Raw genomic sequence first — 23,438 nt, 5'->3', positions numbered from 1 at the left:
TCAGGTCGCGCGCAACAGGTCCGCGACAGCCCGCCGGGCGATCGCGTTTTCCTCCGGCAAGCCGATCGAAATGCGCACCCAGGTATCGAGCGGTGGATAACTACGACCGATGTCGATGCCTTGTGCTGCGAGCAAGGACGCAATGGCTTGTTGCGGCCGGCCGGAGTTGAAGAACACGAAATTGCCCTGCGAGTCCGTGAAGCGAACCTTTCGTTGCCGGAACAGCTCGTACCAGGCATCGCGCTCGACCGTGACCTTCGCGCGAACTGACGGCACATAATCTGTATCTTTCAGACTGGCGTTTGCAGCGACCAGGCTGAGCCGATTGAGGCCGAAAAATGCGCCGATGCCGAGCTGCTTCACCGACTTGGCCAACTCGGCGGGCGCCAGCGTGTAGCCGATGGCAAGGCTGGCGAGTCCGTAGATTTTCGCGAATGTCCTGAAGACGGCGACCTGATCGCCGTTGCGAACGAGGCCGGCGACGGTTCGCTTCTCGAAATCCGGCGTGAATTCGAGATAGGCCTCATCGACGATGACGAGCGTGCGCTTGGAGAGATCGTGCACGAATTCGATGAACTGCGCCGCCTCGCTCACCGTGCCGCTCGGATTATGCGGATTGACGAGATAGACTGCGCGTGTCCGTCCATTGACCTTGCCGGCGATGGCGGGGAGGTCGTTCTCGAGTCGGTCGTTGAGGGGAACGCCGACCACGATGCCGCCGGCGGGCGAGACGGCATCGACCAGCGCAGTATAGCCGGGCTCGGAATAGATGAACTCGCCGCCGGTACCGCCGCCGGCCGACAGATACAGGCCGAGCACGTCGAGAATCTCGCCGAGTACGACCTGCTCGGCAGCAACATTCTCGTGCGCGGCAATCGTCCGCGTCAGCTCGGTGAGTTCGTCGCCGGTATAGCGGCTGAGACCGGTCAGGTGGGCCTTGATCGCCTCCACCGCCCGGGGCGAGGGACCGAACGGATTTTCATTCAAGGAGAGGCGAATTCGATCTTGTTTCGATGCATTGGCCATGGCTGGATACAAAAAACTGCTGGTTGCGGCCGCACTGATCAGCAGCCAATCGCGTCGAGAAAGCTCCGTCAGGGTGCTGCTCCTTACGGTCGATAGCGGTCGCAAAGTTGCGCCGGTCACCACCAACTATAAGCGACCAACGGGACGATCGAGAACACGTCAGACTGCACCGTCGCGCGATTGTTACGCGCGGTGAACTTACGTTGTCTACAGTCTTGATCTCGGATACGGTTCGGACTTCTCTCCGCGCGACACTCTCATTGTCGGGGCCGACAACGAAAGGATTTTCGGATCGAACGAAAATCGACACACATCGGCGAATACAAACGGTGAGTTTATTTTTCTCCGGTGCACACTGCTGCGAACATTTCGACGTTGAGCACATGCAAAAGGAGGCAAGAATGAAGACAGTGGTTGTGTTACTGTCGACGATTTTCCTGCTGGCCGTACCTGTGACGGCGCATTCCAAATCCGTTTTTGTTGCGAAAGTTCCTAGTGTCTGGCGCACGCCAAACGGCGCAGCCTTCCTGGAATTCCGTTCCAACCCTGATCTAAATCGCGCGTGGGTATCAGCGACCTTGTGCGATAAATACGTTAATGGAGATTGGGCAGCGTCCGAATGCAAACCATACAACAGCTACAAGATTAGAGTTGCTGGCCTTGTCTACGATCGTTCGTTAGGTGCAATCCGCCTTGGCAAGCACGTGTGCGCCTGGGTGGAAGATGGACTTGTGCGGCCGATCTTTCGGCAGACGGGCCAGTGCAAACTCAACATAGGCACGGTTCGCCAAGACTACAGCGATGGCTTTGATACGTACTGGCGACCGATGGATGTGATCACCATCCAGCTAAATGATGGAACCGGCAGATAGGTCGAGCGGCACGCTTTGCGGAAATACTGTCTCGCTCTCGTGCAGCACAACGAGAGGAAGGCGAGGGTGATGCGAACCGAGCGCGTTGGCGCTAGGTAAGCGTTGCTGACGTGTCAAGGCCGTCAATCGACCAAGAAGCTCGGCGAGCTGCGATGCAAGCGAGAGGTAGAAAGCTCACCACACGGCTAGATACGTTGCCTTGGTGAGCGTTCGTTGCATCGTGGGGTCTTCGGATCTTACGGACGAGAAGTTCGTCGACGCGTTGCACCCGATATCGCTCGGTATCCGCTCGCGTGCTGTCGGCTGTATCGACCCTGGTCGTCAGCCTGGGCGGCAATTGCTCCTTGAGTTGTATTTGGCGAGGGACGGTGCGATGATGCTCGCGCTCACCGACGCGTACTTGAATGCGATCGTACCGGATTTGGTGCCGACTGCCAGCCTTGGACGATCGGTTTCTGGAATTCCAGGTCGCAAGCTTTTCTTCCTTGCAGACGCATGAGCACAGCAGTGAATGCGAACCCGGTCAGCGAGATTGTTGCCTGGCACGCGATATCTCAACAAGAGGTCGTGGAGCGACTCGGCACCAGCCGGGAGAAAGGTCTCGATCCGGCTGAGGCCGCGGTCCGCCTTCGGAAATACGGGCCAAACCGTCTGCCGGAAGGCAGGAAGGAGGGACCGTTTGCCCGGTTTCTCGCGCAGTTCAACAACATCCTGGTCTACGTGCTGCTCGCCGCGGGATTCACCAAGTTGATGCTGAACCTTTGGGTTGATGCGGCAATCATTTTTGCTGTGGTCATTCTCAACGCGCTGCTCGGGTTCATTCAGGAGGGCAGGGCCGAGAAGGCACTGGACTCCATCCGCAACATGCTGTCCGCGGAGGCGCGGACGGTGCGCGGTGGCGAGAGCCGCATGATTGCTGCGGAGCAACTTGTTCCGGGCGACGTCGTGCTCCTGGAGTCGGGTGACAAGATTCCTGCAGACCTGCGGCTCATCGAGACAAAGAACCTGCGGACCGAAGAGGCCGCCCTCACCGGCGAATCGGTGCCGGCGGAGAAGGGTGTCGATGCAGTACCTGTGAACGCAACGGTCGGGGATCGCGAGAGCATGGCGTTTTCCGGCACCATGGTCACGTCCGGTCGCGCGACCGGAGTGGTCGTCTCGACCGGCAGCGAGACCGAGCTCGGCCGCATCAACCAGCTGCTCGCCAATGTCAGTGCGCTCGAGACTCCGTTGCTGCGCCAGGTCAAGAAATTCGGCTACGCCATCACCGCTGCGATCGGGGTGATCAGCGTACTGATATTCGCCTACGGGAAGTGGGTGAAGGGTATGGACTTTGTGGAGTTGTTCCAGGCCGTTGTCGGCATCGCGGTATCGCTTATTCCGGAGGGACTACCCGCGCTCATCACGATTACCCTGGCCATCGGCGTGCAGCGCATGGCGCAGCGCAACGCCATCATCCGGCGATTGCCCGCGGTCGAGACGCTTGGATCGGTGTCGCGGATCTGCTCGGACAAGACGGGCACGCTGACGCTCATGGAAATGATGGTGGTGTCCGCCGTTACGGCTGAGTCAGCATATCAAATTACAGGCGACGGTTATTCGCCGAAGGGGGAGATCAGAAAGGACGGAGAGGCCGCGGGCAGGGAGCCGGTACTCGCGCTCATGGGGCGGGTCTCAATGCTCTGCAACGATGCGGAGCTGTTTCTGGAGGAAGGCCGCTGGAAAGTGGAGGGCGATCCGACGGAAGGGGCGCTCTATCCGTTCGCGGCCAAGCTCGGTATGGATCGGCAGGCAGAGCAGGCAGCAGCTCCGCGTATCGATGCCATTCCCTTCGAATCCGAGCACAAGTTCATGGCGACGCTCCATGAGGCTGCGAGCGGCGAGCAGGTGCTGCTGGTCAAGGGCGCCCCGGAAGTGATCCTCGATCACTGCGATCGCCAGCAGACCGCCGACGGCCCGCCGAGGCCCCTCGACCGCGAGCACTTCTTGAAACAATCAGACGGACTTGCGGCTCAAGGCGAACGTGTGCTGGCGCTGGCGTGGCTTGAGAATCCGAATGTGAAGGCCGGCAGTCTCACCGCGGCCGACTTGCCACGGACGCTCGTCTTGCTCGGCCTGATCGGCTTGCTCGATCCGCCGCGCAAAGAGGCCATCGAGGCTGTGAAGGAGTGCCATGGCGGTGGCATCCGGGTCACCATGATCACGGGCGATCACAAGATCACCGCCGCGGCCATCGCCAAGATGCTCGGTCTCGGCGACGGGAAGACGGCGATCACGGGCACCGAAATCGAGGGCATGGACACCGCGACGTTGCAGGAACGCGTTCGCACTGTTGATGTCTTCGCGCGTGCCAGCCCTGAACACAAGCTGCGCCTTGTGAAGGCCATCCAGGCCAATAACCAAATCGTGGCGATGACAGGCGATGGCGTAAACGACGCGCCTTCGCTCAAGAAAGCCGACATCGGCGTGGCCATGGGTATCAAAGGCACCGAGGTGACGAAGGAGGCCGCCGGGATGATCCTGGCCGACGACAACTTCGCCTCGATCTCGGCAGCAGTGAAGGAGGGGCGCACGGTCTACAACAACATCGAGAAGGCCATGCTTTTCCTGTTGCCGACCAACGTCGCGCAGGCAATGGTGATTGCGTCGGCCATCTTTCTCGGCTTCACCATGCCGATCACCGCCCCGCAAGTCCTTTGGGTCAATATGGTGACTTCGGTCGCGCTTGGCCTGGTCATCTCCTTCGAGCCGCACGAGATCGATGTGATGAAGCGGCCGCCGCGCGCGGTGGACCGCCCGATCGTCACAGGATTCGGGATTTGGCGGATCGTCTTTGTCGGCTTGGCGCTCCTTGCCTACACCTTGCTGGCATTCTTCTGGATGAAGGCCCAGGGCGCTTCGGACGGATTGGCGCGGACGGTAGCCGTCAATGCCATCACAATCGGCCAGGTCTTCTATCTCTTGAACAGCCGCTATCTGCTCGACTCGTCGCTCGACGTCAGGGCGCATATGGGCAACCCGTACTTGCCGCTCGGGATCGTTGCCGTGGTGATCCTGCAACTGATCTTCACTTACACGCCGCCGTTCCAGGCGACGTTCGGCAACGAAGCTATCCCGTTATGGGTCTGGCCCTGGCTGCTGGCGGGCGGTCTGGTGTTCTTCCTCGTCGTAGAGGCTGAGAAGCTGATCATTCGCTCGTCGGGCTCGCTGCGGAAGGCTGTCGTCGCTGCCGAAGCTGGCACATGACTGATCGCAGAGCCTTGGATCCCAGAGCCTTGGACAAAGGCCTCAGCCTTCGCGCGCAAGCTCCGCACGCGCGGCCGCCAGCTCCTTCTTCTGGCCCGCGCTCAGCGTCGGGTATGCAAGGTCAAGCTGCTCGACCGCCTCCACGATTGCCGCAGCGACGACAAGCCGGGTGAACCACCTGTTGTCGGCTGGGACCACATACCACGGCGCGTGCTCCGAAGCCGTGACCCGGATTGCATTTTCAAACGAGCGCATGTAGTCGTTCCAGAACTTGCGCTCGTGGATATCCGAAGGGGAGAACTTCCAGTTCTTCTCCGGCTCGTCGAGGCGCTTCATGAAGCGTTTTTTCTGCTCTTCGCGCGAAACGTTCAGGAAAAACTTGAGGATGACCACGCCCTGCCGCGTCAGGTAGTCCTCGAAATGCGCGATGTCGGCGAGCCGTTCGTCCCAGATCCGCTTGCTCATGAACCGCGGAGGCAATTTCTGCCGCTCCAGGATATCCTCGTGCACGCGCACAATGAGAACTTCCTCGTAATAGGAGCGATTGAATATGCCGATCCGCCCGCGCTCAGGCAGACGCTTGACGTAGCGCCACATGAAGTCGTGGTCGAGCTCTTCCTGCGAAGGCTGCTTGAACGAGTAGACCTGACAGCCTTGCGGATTGACCCCCGACATGACGTGTTTGATCGTGCTGTCCTTGCCAGCGGCATCCATGGCCTGGAAGACGAGCAGCAGCGACCAGCGATCCTGCGCATACAGCATGTCCTGTTCTTCCGCCAGCCACTGAGTGCCGCGTTGAAGGAGGCCGGCAGCTTCACCCTTGTCCATCTTCAGGCCGCGCGTATCGCCGGGGGCGAAATCCTTCAATTGAAAGCGCTTGCCGTTAGCGACGCGGAACGGGTGGGTGTACTTCTGGATTTGGTCGAGAATCTCTTTCCTCGGCATAGCGAGACCTCCCATTTGTGAAGAGACAATCTCGCTCGGTCGGCTAGACGCCGCAATGCTGTCGGCCTCAGTGATCGGGCAGCTCAGTACGATCTGGAATTCCCGGGCCGATCGCCAGCGCGGGAGCAATAGCAGGGAGGGCGTGCAGGACTCGCGTGAACGGACCGCAGACAATCGGGAGAGCGCTACAACAACGGCTCGAGGCTATGGCCTATACCAAATTCGCATAAGGTATATTATGGAATATATTTATATACAATCGGATCAAAGATTTAGGCGAATTTCCTGATAGAAACGCCAATCTGGCGCGTCAGCGCCAGCTTCCCGTCAGGCAATCCGGAGCGACCGCATTGGCCAGTCCGCATGTGAGCATCCAGCCGTCCGCCGCCCTGTGTGAAAGCCTATATTGCCGCCGGCTCCAGACGCTGCAATAAGCGCCAGCGAGATCGCTTGCCGACCCGCGGCACGGACAACAACAAGCCTCATAAAGGGAGCAAACCAAGATGAGCTTTTCACGACGCGCGCTACTGAAGGCATCGGCTGCCTCGGCCGTTTTGGGCGGCCTTGGCGCGCCATTGGTGGCCCGCGCGCAAGCCGCCGAGTTCACCTACAAATACGCCAACAATCTCCCGGACAGCCATCCCATGAACGTCCGCGCCCGCGAGATGGCGGCGGCGATCAAGACCGAGACCAATGGCCGCTTCGACCTGCAAGTCTTCCCCAACAACCAGCTCGGTTCCGATACCGACGTGCTGAGCCAGATCCGTTCCGGCGGCGTCGAGTTTTTCACGCTGTCCGGCCTGATTCTGTCGACGCTGGTGCCGGCGGCATCCATCAACGGCATCGGGTTCGCGTTCCCGGACTATGACACGGTCTGGAAGGCCATGGATGGCGGGCTGGGCGCCTATGTCCGCGGCGAGATCAAGAAGGCCGGGCTCGAGGTGATGGAAAAGATCTGGGACAACGGGTTCCGCCAGACCACGTCGTCGACCAAGCCGATCAACGGTCCGGAGGATTATAAAGGCTTCAAGATCCGCGTGCCGGTCTCGCCTTTGTGGACCTCGATGTTCAAGGCGTTCGACGCCGCCCCCGCCTCGATCAATTTCAGCGAGGTCTATTCGGCGCTGCAGACCAAGATCGTCGAGGGTCAGGAGAACCCGCTGGCGATCATCTCGACCGCCAAGCTGTACGAGGTGCAGAAGTACTGCTCGCTGACCAACCACATGTGGGACGGCTTCTGGTTCCTCGCCAACCGCCGTGCCTGGGAGAAGCTACCCGAGGACGTCAGGACCATCGTCGCCAAGAACGTCAATGCGGCGGCCGTCAACGAGCGTGCCGACGTCGCCAAGCTGAATGCCAGCCTGCAGCAGGAACTGGCCGGCAAGGGCCTCATCTTCAACCAGCCGGGCATCACGCCGTTCCGCGACAAGCTCCGCGCCGCGGGCTTCTATGCCGAATGGAAGGGCAAGTATGGCGACCAGGCCTGGGAGCTTTTGGAGAAATCCGTCGGCAAACTGTCGTAAGCTCCAGCGCGCCAACTCAATAATCTCTAGTGCAGGGGGCCGTGATGGCTCATGCCGAACTGAGCGAGATCATGGCCGGCGAGGCGGACCACTCCCCTCGCCGCCGTTCGTTCACGGAATCGCTCGAACACACCCTCGGACGGCTGGTCGAGATCCCGGCGGCGCTATTGGTCGTAGCCGAGATCGTGATCCTGTTCGCCGGCGTGGTTGCTCGCTATGCGCTGCACAGCCCGCTGATCTGGTCGGACGAACTGGCCTCGATCCTGTTCCTGTGGCTGGCGATGCTGGGCGCTGCGGTCGCGTTCCGCCGCGCCGAGCACATGCGGATGACCGCCGTCGTCGCCAATGCGCGTCCGGCGCTGCGGTCCTATCTCGATCTCGTCGCCACCGCCGCGGCGCTGGCGTTCCTGCTTCTGATCGCCTGGCCGGCCTACGAATACGCTTACGAGGAAAGCTACATCACGACGCCGGCGCTGCAGATCCTCAATAGCTGGCGGGCGGCGGCGCTGCCGACCGGGATCGGCCTGATGGCGCTGTTCGCGCTGCTGCGGCTCGCCCGCGCGGCCAATGTGCGGACGGTGCTGGCCGCAATCGCATCGGTAGCGGCGGTGATTGCCGTATTCTGGCTGCTCAAGGGCGTCTTGCGACCGCTCGGCAACCTCAATCTCATCATCTTCTTTGTCGGCGTCACCGGCTTTTCGGTCTTCGCCGGCGTGCCGATCGCGTTCGCGTTCGGGCTTGCGACCTACGGCTATCTGGCGCTGACCACCGGCACGCCGCTGATGGTGCTGGTTGGCCGCATGGACGAGGGCATGAGCCATCTGATCCTGTTATCAGTGCCGCTGTTCGTCTTCCTGGGGCTTCTGATCGAGATGACCGGCATGGCGCGGGCGATGGTCGCCTTCCTGGCGAGCCTGCTCGGTCATGTCCGTGGCGGACTGCATTACGTGCTGGTCGGCGCGATGTATCTGGTCTCCGGCATTTCCGGCTCCAAGGCCGCCGACATGGCCGCCGTCGCGCCGGTGCTGTTTCCGGAGATGAAGGCGCGCGGCGCCCGTCCCGGCGATCTCGTCGCCCTGCTCTCCGCCACCGGCGCGCAGACCGAAACCATCCCGCCGAGCCTCGTGCTGATCACCATCGGCTCGGTCACCGGCGTTTCGATCGCCGCACTGTTCACCGGCGGCCTGCTGCCTGGCGTGGTGCTGGCGATCACGCTGTCGGTGCTGGTCTGGTGGCGCTACCGCAAGGAGGACTTGCGGCACGTGAAGAGGGCGAGCGGCGCCGAGATTGGGCGGACACTCATCATCGCCCTGCCGGCGCTGGCCCTGCCTTTCGTGATCCGCTACGCCGTCATCGAGGGCATCGCCACCGCAACGGAAGTCTCTACGATCGGCATCGTCTACGCCTTTATCGTCGGCTTCTTCATCTATGGCCTTTTGATCTACCGCAATTTCGACTGGCGGCGACTCGTGCCAATGCTGGTCGAGACGGCTTGCCTGTCGGGTGCGATCCTCCTGATCATCGGCACGGCAACCGGGATGGCCTGGGGGCTCACCCAGTCCGGCTTCTCCCGGGCGCTCGCCGCGGCCATGACCGGGCTCCCCGGCGGCTCGGCAAGCTTCATCGCGGTGTCGATCCTGGCATTCGTGATCCTCGGCAGCGTGCTCGAGGGGATACCGGCGATCGTGCTGTTCGGGCCATTGTTGTTCCCGATTGCGCGTGCCGTCGGCGTCCACGAGGTGCACTATGCCATGATCATCATCCTGGCGATGGGCATCGGATTGTTCGCACCGCCCTTCGGCGTCGGCTATTATGCGGCCTGCGCCATCGGGCGCGTCGATCCGGCGGAAGGCATCAGACCGATCTGGGGCTATCTTCTGGCGCTGATGGTTGGACTGATCATCGTCGCGATCTTCCCGTGGATTTCCATCGGGTTCTTGTGAGACTTTAATCTTTAATGGGATCCAGCCATGAGCGCAGCCCAGAACCAGTACAATATCGGATTGGACAAGACGCCCGCCAACTACGTGCCGCTGACGCCGCTCAGCTTCCTGGCGCGTTCGGCCGCCATCTATCCCGACCATGTCAGCACCGTCTATGAAGGCCGTAGCTTCACCTGGGCCGAGACTTACGATCGCTGCCGGCGCTTCGCGTCCTATCTCGCCAGCCGCGGCATCGGGGTTGGCGATACCGTTGCGGCGATGCTGCCGAACATCCCTGCGATGAACGAACTGCATTTCGCGGTGCCGATGACCGGCGCGGTCTTGAACACGTTGAACATCCGGCTCGACGCGCCGTCGATCGCGTTCCAACTCGATCATGGCGGCGCAAGGATCATCCTGGTCGATCCCGAATTCGCCGGCGTCATCGCCGACGCGCTGGCGCAGATGAAAGGTCCCAAGCCTTTCGTCATCGACGTCGATGATGCATCGTTCGATGGCGGCCAGCGCATCGGCGAGATCGAATATGAAGCGGCGCTCGCGCTGGGCGATCCCGCCTTTGTCGAGCGTCGGCCTGACGACGAATGGGAAGCGATCGCGCTCAGCTATACGTCGGGGACCACGGGTAATCCCAAGGGCGTGGTGACGCATCACCGCGGCGCCTATCTCAACGCCGTCAGCAACATCCTCGCGGGTAATCTCGGACAGCATCCGGTCTATCTCTGGACGCTGCCCATGTTCCACTGCAACGGCTGGTGCTTTCCCTGGACCATAGCAGCCGCCGCAGGCGTCAATGTCTGCCTGCGCAAGGTCGAGCCCACCAGGATCTTCGAGCTGATCGCAAAACACGGCGTCAGCCACATGTGCGGCGCGCCGATCGTCTACAACGTGCTGATCAATGCGCCGGACGCGCCGAAGGGCGGGCGCGCAAAGCCCGTGATTGGATTGATCGCAGGCGCCGCCCCGCCGGTCGCCGTGCTCGAAGGCGCCGAGCGGATCGGCATCAAGCTCACACATGTCTATGGCCTGACCGAGGTCTATGGCCCTGCCTCCGTCTGCGCCGAGCAGCCCGGCTGGGACGAATTGCCCGCCCCGCAGCGCGCTCAGATGAAACGGCGACAGGGCGTGCCCTACCCGCTCGAGGAGGCCGTCACCGTGCTCGATCCGGCCACGATGCAGCCCGTGCCGCGCGACGGCGAGACCATCGGCGAAGTCATGTTCCGCGGCAACATCGTGATGAAGGGCTATCTGAAGAACGAGAAGGCGACGCAGGAAGCCTTCGCCGGCGGCTGGTTCCACACCGGCGATCTCGGCGTGCTCGATCAGCACGGCTACGTCATCATCAAGGACCGCTCCAAGGACATCATCATCTCCGGCGGCGAGAACGTCTCCTCGGTCGAGGTCGAGGACATCCTCTACAAGCACCCCGCTGTGCTGTTTGCGGCAGTGGTCGCCAAGCCCGACCCGAAATGGGGCGAAGTGCCCTGCGCCTTCGTCGAGCTGAAGCAAGGTGCGCAGGCGACGGAGGCAGAGATCATCGCCTTCTGCCGCGAGCAGATGTCCGGCTTCAAGACGCCGAAGGCGGTGGTGTTCGGCCCGATTCCGAAGACCTCGACCGGCAAGATCCAGAAATTCATGCTGCGCAACCAGGTCGGATCAGCGAAAGCGATCTCGACCTAGCCGCGATCACCGCCGTCATTGCGAGCGCAGCGAAGTAATCCATCTATCCACGGGCGCAAGCGGAGGAATGGATTGCTTCGCTGCGCTCGCAATGACGATGATGGACTTTTACCCCGCCTTGTCCAGCACCAGCCGCATGCCGTCATACGCCGGCACCACACCGGCGGGCAGCTTTTGCCGCAACGCCTCATAGTCGAGGTCGGCGTGCATGTTGGTGATGACGGCACGCTTCGGCTTGAAGCGGTCGATCCATGACAGCGCATCGGCCACGCTGAAATGGCTGGAATGCGTCGCATAGCGCAATCCGTCGACGATCCAGAGATCGAGGTTCTCCAGCGCCGGCCAGCTTTCCGTAGGGATATCGTGCAAATCTGGCGTGTACGCCGCGCCGCCGACGCGAAAGCCGAGCGCGGGAATCCTGCCGTGCTGGACCAGGAAGGCGGAAAGCTTGACCGGACCGCCCTTCCCCTCGGTCGTATGGCTCTCGCCCGCCTCGATACCGTGACGCGTCAGGATCGGCGGATAGTCGCTGCCCTCGGGCGAGATGAAGCAATAGGAGAACCGCGCCATGATGTCCTTGGCGGTCGACTGGTTGAAGTAGACCGGAATGCGTCGGCGCTGATGCATCACCACCGAGCGGAGGTCGTCGATGCCATGGGTCTGGTCGGCGTGCTCATGCGTGAGGAAGACCGCGTCGATGTGATCGACGTTGGCGTCGATCAGTTGCTCACGCAGGTCGGGCGAGGTGTCGACCACGATCCGCGTGGTGCCGTGCGCGCCGTTGCGCTCGACCAGCAGCGAGCAGCGGCGGCGGCGGTTCTTCGGATTGTTCGGATCGCAGGCGCCCCAACCGAGCGCCGGGCGCGGCACGCCGGCGGAGGAGCCGCAGCCCAAAATCGTCAACGTGATCGTCATGCCGCCTCTTTCGGAGCCGGCACTTTGGAGAACAGCCGGAAGAAGTTTTCGGTGGTCTGCCGCGAAATTTCCTCCAGTGAAACGCCGCGCGTCTCGGCGAGGACCTTGGCGACCTCGACCACGTAAGAAGGCTCGTTGCGCTTGCCGCGGAATTTGCCGGGCGCGAGATACGGCGAGTCGGTCTCGACCATGATGCGATCATCAGGCAGCTCGGCCGCGAGCGCCCGCAACGCCTCCGATTTCTTGAAGGTCAGGATGCCCGTGAACGAGATCGACAGGCCAAGCGAAATCGCTTTCATCGCGAGCTCACGCCCGCCGGTGTAGCAATGCAGCACCGCCTTGAACGGTCCCTTCGCCACCTCGTCTTCCAGGATGCGGCCGCAATCCTCGTCCGCCTCGCGGGTGTGGATCACGAGCGGCAGGCCGGTGGCGCGTGCAGCGGCGATATGCGCGCGGAAGCCGCGCTCCTGCGCCTCGCGCGAACCGTGCTGGTAGAAGTAGTCGAGCCCGGCCTCGCCGAGTGCCACGACCTTCGGATGCCTGGTCAGCTCGATCAGTTCGGCCGGCGCAATGCCGTCTTCCTCGTCGGCCTGATGCGGATGCGTGCCGACCGAGCAGTAGACGTTCGGAAAACGCTCGGCGATCGCAAGCAGCGTGTCGAGCCGCCGCACCCGGGTCGAGATCGTGACCATGCGCCCCACGCCCGCGCCCTCGGCCCGCGCGACGATGGCGTCGAGATCCTCAGTAAAGTCAGGAAAATCCAGGTGGCAATGGCTGTCGACCAGCATGTCCTTCCAACCGCTCAATCGGTCTTTGGTTCGACATAGCGAGGGAACACGCCGACCGGCGGCGGCAATTGGACGCCCGGCTTGAGCCGCTCGCCAAAGGCCGCGAATTGGCGCAACTTATGATCGTCCCTGGGAATGCCCAGACTGTCGAGCAGCTTGGCCGAGGCTTCCGGCATCACAGGCTGCGTCAGGATCGCGATCTGGCGCACGACCTCCGCGGTCACATACAGCACCGTCTTCTGCCTGATAGGATCGGTCTTGGCCAGCGCCCATGGCGCTTCGCCCGCGAAGTAGCGGTTGGCTTCGGCCACCACGGCCCACACCGTGTTCAGCCATTGGTGGATCTGCTGGGTCGCCATCGCATTTCGCGACGCCTCCAGCATGTTATCTGCCTGCGCCAGGATCGCCTTGTCATTGTCCGAGAACTCGCCGGGCTCCGGCAGCACGCCGTCGAGCTGCTTGGCGATCATCGACAGCGAGCGCTGCGCCAAATTGCCGAGATCGTTAGCAAGGTCGGCATTGATGCGCGCGACGATGGCCTCGTGGCTGTAATTGCCGTCCTGCCCGAATGGCACCTCGCGCAGGAAGAAATAGCGCATCTGATCGACGCCATACTGGTCCGCGAGGTTGAAGGGATCGACGACATTGCCGACCGACTTCGACATCTTCTCGCCCCTGCTGAACAGGAAGCCATGGGCATAGACGCGCTTCTGCACGGGGATGCCGGCCGACATCAGGAAAGCGGGCCAATACACCGCGTGGAAGCGGATGATGTCCTTGCCGATGATGTGCACATCCGCCGGCCAATAGCGCCAGTTTGTATCGTTCTGGTCGGGATAGCCGACGCCGGTGATGTAGTTGGTGAGCGCGTCGACCCAGACATACATCACATGCTCGGGATCATTGGGCACCTTGACGCCCCAGTCGAACGTCGTGCGCGAGATCGAGAGATCCCTCAGCCCGCTCCTGACGAAGCTCATGACTTCGTTGCGACGCGAGTCCGGCCCGATGAAATCGGGCTGGCTCTCGTAGAGATGAAGCAGTCTGTCCTCGTACGCGGAGAGCTTGAAGAAGTAGCTCTTCTCCTCGACCCACTCGACCGGCGTGCCCTGCGGTCCGCGGCGGACATTGTCCTCGCCGACGACGGTCTCGTCCTCGGCGTAATAGGCCTCGTCGCGCACCGAGTACCAGCCGGAATAGCTGTCGAGATAGATGTCGCCATTCGCCAGCATGCGATCCCAGATCGCCTGCACCGAACGGTGGTGCGCCGGTTCGGAGGTGCGGATGAAACGGTCGAACGAGACGTTCAGCCGCTCGTCCATTTCCTTGAAGCGGGCGGCGTTGCGGGTCGCGAGTTCGTGCGGCGTCAGTCCCTCGCCTTGCGCGGTCTGGATCATCTTCTGGCCGTGCTCGTCGGTGCCGGTCAGGAAGAACACGTCCTTGCCGTCGAGCCGCTGGAAGCGCGCCAGCGCATCGGTCGCGATCGCCTCATAGGCGTGGCCGATATGCGGCTGGCCATTGGGATAGGCGATCGCGGTCGTGATGTAGAACAGGTTGCCGCGATCGGTCGCAGGCGCGGGGTTGGCGGCGGGATCGGGTTGCTTCGGCTTTGGCTTCGGCGCCTTCTTCGCCACCGGCGCGGGCGCGGGTGTGCTGGCCTGCTCCGGAGCAGGAACCGGCTTTTCTGTCGCGGTCTTCTTCGTGGCTTTCTTTGCCGATCTTTTCGCGGGCTTCTTGGTCTTGGCAGGCGTCTTCTTGGTCGTTGCCTTCTTGGTCGTTGCCTTCTTGGCAGTTGCCTTCTTGCCCGCGGCTTTCTTGACGGCGGTTTTCTTCTTGGCAGCTTTCTTCACGGCCGGCTTGGCGGTCTTTTTCGCCTTCTTCGTAGTCGCCGTCTTCTTTTTCGTGCGCGTTTTCACCGCGGCCTCGGCGGCGCGACGTGCTGCCTTCTTCGTCTTTTTCTTCTTCGAAGCTTTCCGAGCCACAACGAATTCCTCAAGGTGCAGTTCAAGTGAAAATGATCGGGATTGGTGAAACGGCGGATTACCGCACGGCTTCCGCGAGCATCGAAAACACCGAGAACACCAGCGGTTTGCGTTCCAGATTGTATGCTTCAGTGTCGCGCGCGGCGAGGACGATCTTTTCCCATACCTCCGCCAGCCGTGCAAGGCGCGGCAAATTGGCGTTGGGATCGCCCGTGCGCAGTCTGTCGCTGATCCAGCGTTCGACGCCCTCGATGAAGGCCGCGAGCGCCACGCGATCGCTGAGGCCCAGCGAATCCGCGAGCGCATGCAGTTCGCGCGGATCGACCTGCGGCAATGTCGCAAGCAGCGCTGCGGTCTTCTGCTGCAGCTTCAGCGCGTCGCCGCCGAGAAGGTTCAGCGCCCGCGCCACGCTCCCCTCCGCCGCTGCGGCGGCCTCGATCAGCGCCGGATCGTCGGGTGCCATTTCGGCGGCCGCGGAAGCGGCGCGGATGACGTCATCGGTATCAAGCGGCCTGAGCAGCAATTTACGGCAGCGGGACAGGATCGTCGGCAGCACCCGCGACGGCGCGTGGCTGACCAAAAGGAACAGCGATTGCTGCGGCGGCTCCTCGAGAATCTTCAGGAGCGCATTGGCCGCATTCGGATTGAGCTCGTCGACGGTATCAACGATGCAAACGCGCCAGCCCTCGACCGCAGCCGTCGAGCCGAAGAACGAGATGGTTTCGCGGGTCTCGTCGACCGTGATCACCGTCCGCAGCACGCCGCGGTCGTTGAGCCCGCGCTCCAGCACCAACAGCCCGCCATGAGCACCCGCCGCGACCTGCCGTGCCACCGGATCCTGCGGATCGACCGCCAGCGTCTCCGCCTGCTGCACGGAAGGCGCGAGCGGATCGCGGTGCGCCAGCACGAAGCGCGCCATGCGATAGGCCAGCGTCGCCTTCCCGATGCCGGCCGTGCCGCCGATCAGCCAGGCGTGCGGAATGCGGCCCGAGCGATAGGCCGCGAGCAGCGCGGTCTCCGCCTCGCGATGCCCGAAGAAATCGGGCGTCTCGCGCGGATGCCGGACCGCGATCTCCTGTTCGACCTTGCGCGCGCTCATGCGTGGCTCGCCGCCGGAATTGCTGTGAGGAGGCGCTCGCGCAACGCATGCCAGATGCGCTCGGCGACCGCATCGGCGTCGGCATCGGCATCGATCAGCACGCAGCGCTGCGGGTCTTCGACCGCGAGCTGCCGGTACGCCTCGCGCAAATCCTGATGGAACTGGACGTCCTCGGACTCGAAGCGGTCGGGCGCCGCGCTGCCGCGCCGTGCCGCCGCCCGCTTCAGGCCGACTTCCACGGGCACGTCGAGGATGAAGGTGAGATCCGGCTTGAGGTCGCCGATAGTGACGCGCTGCATGGCGCTGACGAGGCCGGGCGGCACCTGTCCGAGCCGGCCCTGATAGACGCGCGTCGAATCGAAAAAGCGGTCGCAGAGCACCCAGATGCCCTGATTCAGCGCTGGCCGGATCACGGTGCGGGCGTGATCATCGCGCGCGGCCGCGAACAGCAGCGTCTCGGCGTCGGGCCCGAGCAGCTTGCCCATGCCCGACAGCAGCAGATGGCGGATGATCTCGGCGCCCGGCGAGCCGCCGGGCTCGCGGGTGACGATGGTGCGCAGCTTGGTCCCGTTCAGCCGCTCGGCGAGCCGCTTGATCTGGGTGGATTTTCCGGACCCCTCGCCGCCTTCGAACGTGATGAAACGCCCGCGCAAGGATGGTCGTTTGGCCCTCGCCTTTGCCATGTCAGAGCTTCTCGACGCCGGCGCGGAACATGCCGATGACCAGCTCCTGGGCGCCGTCGAGCGCCCGGCGCACGGTCGATCCCGTGCCGATCGCGTCCGCCGCGTAGACGGGCGTTTCCACGGCAAGATTGCCGCTCCGCCAGACCCTGACGACGCCGATCTGTTGTCCGGCCTGGATCGGCGCCCGCACCGGGCCGTTATAGACCACGCGCGCGAGCAGCTTCTCATTGCCGTTCTTCGACACCATCACCTTGATCGGTTCGGGGCTCGTCAGCTTCACCGAGCGGCTTTCCCCGCCGAACACCCGTGCGTAGCCGATGGTCTGGTTGGCGGCGATCAGCGTGCGGGTCTCGAAGCTGCGGAAGCCCCATTCCAGCATCTTCTTGGCTTCGCTTGCGCGGTCATCGGCGTCCTCCAGCCCGTTGACCACCACGATCAGCCGCGTGTCGTTCTGCACGGCCGAGCCGACCATGCCGTAGCCGCCCTCCTTGGTGTAGCCGGTCTTCAGGCCATCGGCGCCGCTCAGCGAGTTCAACAGCGGATTGCGGTTGAGCTGACGGATCTTGTTCCAGGTGAATTCCTTCTCGCCGAACAGCTTGTACATGTCGGGATAGGTCAGGATGATATGGCGCGCGAGCTTCGCCAGCTCGCGGACGGTCATCTTGTTGCCGGGGTCAGGCAGGCCGTTGGAATTGGCGAAGGTCGATTTGGTCAGCCCCAGCTCCCGGGCGCGCTTGGTCATGAAGTCGGCCGCAAACTCGCGCTCGGTGCCGGCGATGCCTTCGGCGAGCGCGATGCAGGAGTCATTGCCGCTCTGGATGATCGCCCCGTGCAGGAGGTCGTCGACCGAGACCTTGCTGTGGATGGCGGCGAACATCGTCGAGCTGCCGGAGGGCGCTCCGCCCCGTCGCCAAGCGTATTCGCTTATCTTGTATTCGTCGGTCAGCTTGATGTGGCCGTTCTTGAGGGCGTTGAAGACGACTTCCGCCGTCATCAGCTTCATCATGCTGGAGGGCGCGCGGAGCTCGTCGGCGTTCTTCTCGAAAAGCACGCTGCCCGAGGACGCCTCGATGAGGATCGCGGTCGGCGCATCGCCGTCAAAGCCGCCCTCCTCCTTCTTGGCGCCCTGCACGCTGTTGTTGGCGGCATAGACCGCGGTGCCGAAGCCGATCGCAAGCGCGACCGCAGCCGCCGTCAGCGCGCGCCAAGGTGAACACCAGGGCCGGCGCGCCGGGAAAGCGGATCGAGAAGCAGCGATCATCGGCGATGTCCTGAAACGGGGGCCTTCTACCAGTTGGAAGTACCGCAAACAACTGAGGTTTTGGCCGCAAAGCCGTAGCCGGCGCGCACTCCCGCAGTGAAAATGATCCTATCGCGTAAGCCGCGTCGGTTCCTTGAAGCAAATCCGGCAAAGACGGCGGAAACGCGTACGCCTGAAGGGCTCGAGGCTGCAGCCGACGCTGATCGGGTTTCTTAAGATAAGCGCGTGAAGCTGTTGATTTTAGTACAGCCCGCGACCGCTCAGCACTTCCGCCGGACCGCGCGGATCGATCGGGACATAGGCCGAGCCGGCATCGCTCGCAGAGCTGCCATTGGCGTCATATGACACCTGCCGCAGATTCGCGGTGCCCCGCCCGCGCCCACGGCTGGAGGCAGACATTTCCGAGGTCGCATTGGTCGAGGCGTAATCGGCCGACGTATTGCCCAGCGAATAGGGCCGCCCCTCCGGCAGCGGAACCTCGCCCCGGATGTGGCCAGCCGAGGACGACATGTCAGGCACGAACGGCCTAGCCGAGGCGATCCGGACCGTGGACGGCGACGGCGCCGGCACGCCGCTGCGCAGCGTCGCCAACAACTGGCGGTCGTCGGAGCCCTCCAGCGGCGCCCGTCCGACATATTCGACGCGGACGCGGGCGACGCCATGACCTTTGAATTCAAGCAGTTCGGCGGCTTTGTTCGAGACGTCGATGAGGCGGTTGCCGTGATAGGGGCCGCGGTCGTTGACGCGCACGATCAGCGACTTGCCGTTCCGCAAATTCGTCACCCGCGCATAGGAGGGCATGGGCAGCGTCGGATGAGCGGCGGTCAGCGAGGCCATGTCGAACACTTCGCCATTGGCGGTCAGCCGACCGTGGAAATCATCGCCATACCAGGAGGCCATCCCCTCCGCGCGGTAGTTGGCGTCTTCCTCCGGCACATACATGCGCCCGGCCACCATGTAGGGCTTGCCGACCCGATAGGTCCCGCCGCCCTTCGGTACCGGGTCGCCGAAGGCGACCACGCGCGGGCTTGCGGAAACACCGTATTTCGGATCGACGCGGCTCGCGAACTTGTTCGAGGAGGCGCAGTTGGCGAGCACCAGGCAAGTCGCGACCGCAGCCACCCCCCGCGCCATCGCTCGAATCGGATATTGCCGCTTCCCCATCGACCCCAACTACCACGCTACCGGACGCGTGCCCACTTGCGAGGCCTCTTCGCGTCACTGATCCCCACGATGCGGCCCACCTTCCGCATCAGAACGTGAGGATATCGCAACCGGAACACGGCGGAAATGGGGAGAGCCGAACCATGGTAAATTCTCGGTTGCGCCCTCCCCGGCATTCTACGGGCAAAGCTGTCCCGCTTTCACACATCTGTTGCAGCAAATCATCACTTCACGGCCGATCGCAGCGTTGCCGGCAGGATTCTTTTGACTGTGCAAGGCTGCAGTCGTTCTCTCCCTCGTGCGCAGGGGGCGCAAAGGAAGTTCTGAAATGATCGAGACGGTTACGGCGGTGATGGGCCTGGTGAGCGCGGGGATCTTTCTGGCCCATGCCTATGAGGGTTTTCGCACCCGGGCGTAAAGCCCAACGCGAAATGGAAAGACGCATCACCTCTTTCCCGAAAGGCATGTTCGTAAAGCTTTAATAGATTCGGACGAGCATCGGAGTGTAGCAGGTGCATCATGCGCAAACACGACTTGGTCTCCGACGGATTCCTGACGCTCACAGCAGCAAGCTTCGTGCTGCTGTGCTCGAGCCTGCTGGCCTTCGCGCTGAACTAGGCTAAGGCCAGGCCTCCCCGGGGGCATTCCGGGCCGATCGTGCTGCGCTCTCGTTTCGACGTGCGCGGCCTTTGCAGTTTTCGCACAGTTTTTTTGATCTCGCCTTCCCTGCGCGGCGGTCGCCAGACCGTCCTTGATCTTCGGCTCCCAGCCTGAGACGAACTGCGCAAGCTCCTTAGCGAGGCTTACGCGCATTACTCCACGCCATAAAGACCACCGCTCTCTTGATCTCGCGCGCCGGTTGGGCTTTGGGTATGGCAGGTTTGGGGGAATTCCAATGCGTAAATTATCGATCGTGGCGTTGTGCGCCACGCTGGCGGGTTGTGTCTCGGCCGGCGAAACTGTTTCATTCAAGACGTCGAACCAGCAGGCCTTGATGCGCGACGGCCAGCCCGCGCTCGTGTCGCGGCAGAAGAATTCGCTGGTGCTGGTCCGTCCAGCGGCGCGGCAGCTTCAGGCCAACGGGCGACCTGTATTTGTGGTCGGCATCAACAATCTCGGACGTCAGCCCGTCGACTTCCGCGTGGCCCAGGTCGAGGCCGTCCAGCATGTTGGCGGACAGGATTTCGGCATGCAGGTCGTCACCTACGAGATGCTGGTCCAGGAGGAGAAGAACCGCCAAGTAGCGGCCGCTATCTTCACCGGTCTTGCGGCCGCCGGTAATGCGTATAGCGCCTCACAGGCTGGCCATGGTCACTACAGGACGCCCTCCGGTCGCACCGGCACTTTCTACAGTCCGACCGCTGCAGCAATCGCCCGGGAAAACGCTGCAGCACAGAATGAGGCGATGATCGAAGCCACGATCGAAACCGGCCAGCGCAATATGGCTGCGCTGGAACAAGCCGTCATCAAGGACAGTACTCTGATGTCGGGTGAATGGTACGGCGGCCAGCTACACTTGGCACCGCCGACCGACCAGGGCGGCGGACCGAAGACCTACACCGTCGTCATCACCGTTGGCAGCGAGCGCCATGTGATCGATGTCTCGCAAGGGCCAGCGGGCGTCTGATCGACGAACCCGAAAGCGGCACCAGCCGCGCCCCGTGACGGACGGAGCAGCCGGGGGGTGAGAGCCTGCCAGTGAGACAGCTGCGCCGATTTTAAGGGTTTCCCCTCTGGATAGAACGGCACGCCCCGGCCATAAAGGTCCGGTCGGTACCGCGCCGCCAAGCGCGTCCGTTGAGCCCAAAAGGCTCGGTCAGCCGCTGCCCGCCGTTTGCAGACGACAGGGCAATTCCTTGGAGGGAAATGCGGCCGATATCACTGGTCCGGGCTCTCACACCCACCGGATACCTCACCACTGATGGTTAAAAATCCACTCCCCTTTTCGGGGGACGCTTTTGCGCTTTTCCGTGGTATGCTGCTCTTGCTGGCAGGGCGGGAGGAGCCCATGGACGACAAAACGCGGACCTGCCGATGCGGCGCGCTGTACGGACGCCGGCTTGTTTTATCTGAGGCTCCGGAAATGGGCACCTTTGCCTGCATCGTTTGCGGCGAGGTCATCGAGAGCTTCAACACCCTCTTCGTTCCGAAATATCGTCTGTTGGTTGGGCCGGTAAGAGCACATCAGCCGTAAACAGAGGAGTTGCCATGGAGCGCCGCCCTGTCCTGGAACATTTGGCTGAGGCAGATCGGCACGTTGCTCTGAGCGATCGGCACATCAGCCGTCAAGTTGAGATAATTGACGAACTGTTGCGCGCTGGCCATCCAACCTCGTTGGCTCAAGACGTTCTGACCACCTACCGCGCGCTGCGGGCCACGCACATCGCCCATCGCGATATGATCCGGGACGAGCTGCGGCAGGCCTGATTTCCCTGTAGTTCTCGCACCATCCGCCACTACTTTGCCGCGACTCAGGCGCGGCTATTCGTGCGGGCTTGGGGCTTCAGAAATAGGAGCCCACCGCATGCCGAAACAAACTCATTGTAAGCACGGCCATCCACTGGAAGGCGAGAACGTGGTCATGGTGACGAACGGCAGGAGGCTGGTTCAGCGATGCCGAATTTGCCATCGCGCAAACTACCGACGTACGCAAGAAAATGCGGCGGAAGCCCTCAGATCGTATCGGGCCAAACATGGCATCTCTTATCCTATAAGCAGCCGCAAACCACGACCGGGCCGCAAGGCAAGTGTGAAAGCTCTTGAGGACAGAAGAAAGCTGCATCACCGAGGCAAGATGCACCAGGGTATAGACTGGACGGTAGCTCGGCGAGCCTAGGAAGCTCGGCCCGGTGCACACTCGTCCGACAATTTCCATGTCAATCCACAAGCCCTAGCGGCTTGCTCTGGCGACGCCCGCGCGCGATGCTCCAGCATGGGTACGAAGTCCCGAGAGAGCATCTACGGCGCCTCTGTACGCGCCTCAGAGGTGCTGCGGCGGAGGCGCGAGGGTAGGCCGGCAAGCTCGCAGGCGGGGAAACATGAGGTGTCGGATTCGCGCTGCCGGAACGGTATTCAGGGGACTCCAGCGAGGTGACGCGATGGACGGGTTCAAGATCAAGATCGCGCGCATTGAGATAATTTCGCCTAACGAACGGGGTGAGGACCTTCGCTTAGCGTTTCAGTTCGAGAGCGATCAGACCAGTTTTTCACTACCGGTCTTCCTGAACTCCCGCGAATTTGACGACACCGAAGTCGTCGAAGTTGCGCGAAGCAAGCTGTATGAAGTTTTTAGGCAGCTTTGCGATCAGTGCAAGGTCTGGCAGTTGTCGGATGACGAGCGTCGCAAACTCGCAAGCATCAACGCGCGACCAGCCTCATAGGTTCGGGAGGGTCGTGGCGGAAAGAGACGGAACGGCCCCGACGGGGGAGCGTGGCAACCAGAAGGCTGCTATTGACCACTGGAATGTTGACGGTCAGGAGCGCATATAGGCGTATGCCAAATTTCCCGCGACGCGCATGCTTGACGTGGGGCTGATCGCTGTTCTCCCACAGAAGTGGGAGTGGCAGGTCTGGGAAGACGACATGCTGCTGATGAGCGGCCAGGAGACTTCGCGGGAAACGGCTCAGATCGAGGGCAATAGCGCCCTGTTTTACTTGCTTCGATGTCCGATGTGACCATTCGAAGCGCCTGACGCGAATTATGTCGACTCCCGGATGAAATGGGAGTCTAGTTGCTTACATCACCGCCCGGCCCATGGCTTCTATCGGTGATGAGAACGCCGGTTGCGCTCCCGCCCAATCGAACAGGGAACACCGGTATGCCGCTTCGGCAACGTTTCGAGCTGTCATCATCCACATTCGAGTTCCGCCTGACGCAAGAGGCGATCAGCTTGCGCAAACAGGCTGAAGGCATGCCCCTTAGCATTCGCTTCTGCGGAAAGCGGGCCAGATGGATGCTGCCGCTCAAGTCAACAAGTGGCTGACTTCGCCAGGAATGCGGGCTCCGACATAATTTCCAGTGCTCAAGCCCCGGATGGAAGCCGCGGGATCATGCCCAACCGCTACGTGGTAGCCGACGTAGTAGACCTTCTAACGGGTCGACTCCGCGGTCCAGCGCTTCGTGTACGCTCCGCTAGGAATTCAGCCAAGGAGAATTGACATGATATCGAACAGGAGATCCCTCAGTTCCTACAACCACAAACTCGAATATGCTTTGCTTGTTGTGGTGCTGGTTGCGATGGCTCTATGGCTCGCCGTCTGATCGAAGCCACTGCCGCGCTGCCGTGACACGTCCCGGCTAGCGGAACGCCGACG

The 23,438-nt window shown here is 62.3% G+C and carries 18 protein-coding genes; 8 read left to right on the top strand and 10 right to left on the bottom strand.

The genetic code is table 11. The features are described from left to right. Entirely contained in the window at positions 1-1,026 is a 1,026-nt protein-coding gene (locus tag AC5ZGW_RS15735) for a pyridoxal phosphate-dependent aminotransferase (protein WP_130223384.1), read from the bottom strand. Positions 1,027-1,427: 401 nt separating this feature from the next. Between AC5ZGW_RS15735 and AC5ZGW_RS15730 the strand changes: the two genes are divergently transcribed. Continuing rightward, positions 1,428-1,898, top strand: coding sequence for a hypothetical protein (locus tag AC5ZGW_RS15730; RefSeq protein ID WP_130223382.1), 471 nt, complete (start codon positions 1,428-1,430; stop codon positions 1,896-1,898). A gap of 495 nt (positions 1,899-2,393) precedes the next feature. Further along, positions 2,394-5,144, top strand: coding sequence for a cation-translocating P-type ATPase (locus tag AC5ZGW_RS15725; protein WP_130223380.1), 2,751 nt, complete (start codon positions 2,394-2,396; stop codon positions 5,142-5,144). 42 nt (positions 5,145-5,186) lie between these two features. On the opposite strand, the gene AC5ZGW_RS15720 is transcribed toward AC5ZGW_RS15725, so the two are convergent. After that, positions 5,187-6,089, bottom strand: coding sequence for a polyphosphate kinase 2 family protein (locus AC5ZGW_RS15720; RefSeq protein ID WP_130223378.1), 903 nt, complete (start codon positions 6,087-6,089; stop codon positions 5,187-5,189). Positions 6,090-6,592: 503 nt separating this feature from the next. On the opposite strand from AC5ZGW_RS15720, the gene AC5ZGW_RS15715 reads away from it, so the two are divergent. The 3 genes from AC5ZGW_RS15715 to AC5ZGW_RS15705 are packed head-to-tail and all read left to right on the top strand — an operon-like array spanning position 6,593 to position 11,232. Then, on the top strand, positions 6,593-7,612 hold the full coding sequence (locus tag AC5ZGW_RS15715; RefSeq protein WP_130223376.1) for a TRAP transporter substrate-binding protein: 1,020 nt from the start codon (positions 6,593-6,595) through the stop codon (positions 7,610-7,612). Between the two features lie 44 nt (positions 7,613-7,656). Continuing rightward, positions 7,657-9,555: a TRAP transporter large permease gene (locus tag AC5ZGW_RS15710; protein ID WP_130223374.1), complete on the top strand. Its 1,899-nt coding sequence runs from the start codon at positions 7,657-7,659 to the stop codon at positions 9,553-9,555. Positions 9,556-9,582: 27 nt separating this feature from the next. Then, positions 9,583-11,232: an acyl-CoA synthetase gene (locus AC5ZGW_RS15705; RefSeq protein ID WP_130223372.1), complete on the top strand. Its 1,650-nt coding sequence runs from the start codon at positions 9,583-9,585 to the stop codon at positions 11,230-11,232. 108 nt (positions 11,233-11,340) lie between these two features. Here AC5ZGW_RS15705 and AC5ZGW_RS15700 read toward each other — a convergent pair whose 3' ends face one another. The 7 genes from AC5ZGW_RS15700 to AC5ZGW_RS15670 all read right to left on the bottom strand — a co-directional run bounded on the left by AC5ZGW_RS15700 (position 11,341) and on the right by AC5ZGW_RS15670 (position 19,094). Then, positions 11,341-12,147, bottom strand: coding sequence for an MBL fold metallo-hydrolase (locus tag AC5ZGW_RS15700; RefSeq protein ID WP_130223370.1), 807 nt, complete (start codon positions 12,145-12,147; stop codon positions 11,341-11,343). After that, a complete protein-coding gene (locus AC5ZGW_RS15695; RefSeq protein ID WP_130223532.1) occupies positions 12,144-12,935 on the bottom strand; it encodes a TatD family hydrolase in 792 nt (263 codons plus the stop codon). The genes AC5ZGW_RS15700 and AC5ZGW_RS15695 overlap by 4 nt, the downstream gene beginning before the upstream one ends. A gap of 14 nt (positions 12,936-12,949) precedes the next feature. After that, positions 12,950-14,917 (bottom strand): methionine--tRNA ligase, encoded by a 1,968-nt coding sequence (gene metG, locus AC5ZGW_RS15690; protein WP_245474535.1) that lies wholly within the window; start codon positions 14,915-14,917, stop codon positions 12,950-12,952. A 58-nt stretch (positions 14,918-14,975) separates the two neighbouring features. Further along, positions 14,976-16,016, bottom strand: coding sequence for a DNA polymerase III subunit delta' (locus tag AC5ZGW_RS15685; protein WP_130223368.1), 1,041 nt, complete (start codon positions 16,014-16,016; stop codon positions 14,976-14,978). After that, entirely contained in the window at positions 16,013-16,699 is a 687-nt protein-coding gene (gene tmk, locus AC5ZGW_RS15680; RefSeq protein WP_130223366.1) for a dTMP kinase, read from the bottom strand. Before tmk ends, AC5ZGW_RS15685 begins: the two co-directional genes overlap by 4 nt. Position 16,700: 1 nt before the next feature. After that, positions 16,701-17,960, bottom strand: coding sequence for a D-alanyl-D-alanine carboxypeptidase family protein (locus AC5ZGW_RS15675; protein ID WP_130223364.1), 1,260 nt, complete (start codon positions 17,958-17,960; stop codon positions 16,701-16,703). Between the two features lie 240 nt (positions 17,961-18,200). Then, complete coding sequence (locus tag AC5ZGW_RS15670; protein ID WP_245474534.1) at positions 18,201-19,094, bottom strand: septal ring lytic transglycosylase RlpA family protein; 894 nt, start codon at positions 19,092-19,094, stop codon at positions 18,201-18,203. 925 nt (positions 19,095-20,019) lie between these two features. Between AC5ZGW_RS15670 and AC5ZGW_RS15665 the strand changes: the two genes are divergently transcribed. Beyond that, positions 20,020-20,751, top strand: a complete 732-nt coding sequence (locus AC5ZGW_RS15665; protein ID WP_130223360.1) for a hypothetical protein — start codon at positions 20,020-20,022, stop codon at positions 20,749-20,751. A 381-nt stretch (positions 20,752-21,132) separates the two neighbouring features. Further along, positions 21,133-21,318 (top strand): hypothetical protein, encoded by a 186-nt coding sequence (locus AC5ZGW_RS15660; protein ID WP_130223358.1) that lies wholly within the window; start codon positions 21,133-21,135, stop codon positions 21,316-21,318. On the opposite strand, the gene AC5ZGW_RS15655 is transcribed toward AC5ZGW_RS15660, so the two are convergent. Further along, positions 21,309-21,515 carry a hypothetical protein gene (locus AC5ZGW_RS15655; protein ID WP_130223356.1) on the bottom strand — a complete coding sequence of 69 codons (207 nt, stop codon included), beginning with the start codon at positions 21,513-21,515 and terminating at the stop codon, positions 21,309-21,311. The two genes, AC5ZGW_RS15660 and AC5ZGW_RS15655, sit on opposite strands and share 10 nt — an antisense overlap. Before the next feature lie 707 nt (positions 21,516-22,222). Between AC5ZGW_RS15655 and AC5ZGW_RS15650 the strand changes: the two genes are divergently transcribed. After that, complete coding sequence (locus AC5ZGW_RS15650) at positions 22,223-22,504, top strand: hypothetical protein (RefSeq protein WP_130223354.1); 282 nt, start codon at positions 22,223-22,225, stop codon at positions 22,502-22,504. The last annotated feature ends 934 nt before the right edge of the window (positions 22,505-23,438 follow it).

It is taken from the genome of Bradyrhizobium sp. Crot121 (assembly GCF_059512385.1).
The sequence above is the reverse complement of the archived record's forward strand: the minus strand, read 5'-3'. Positions and strand labels throughout refer to the sequence as shown.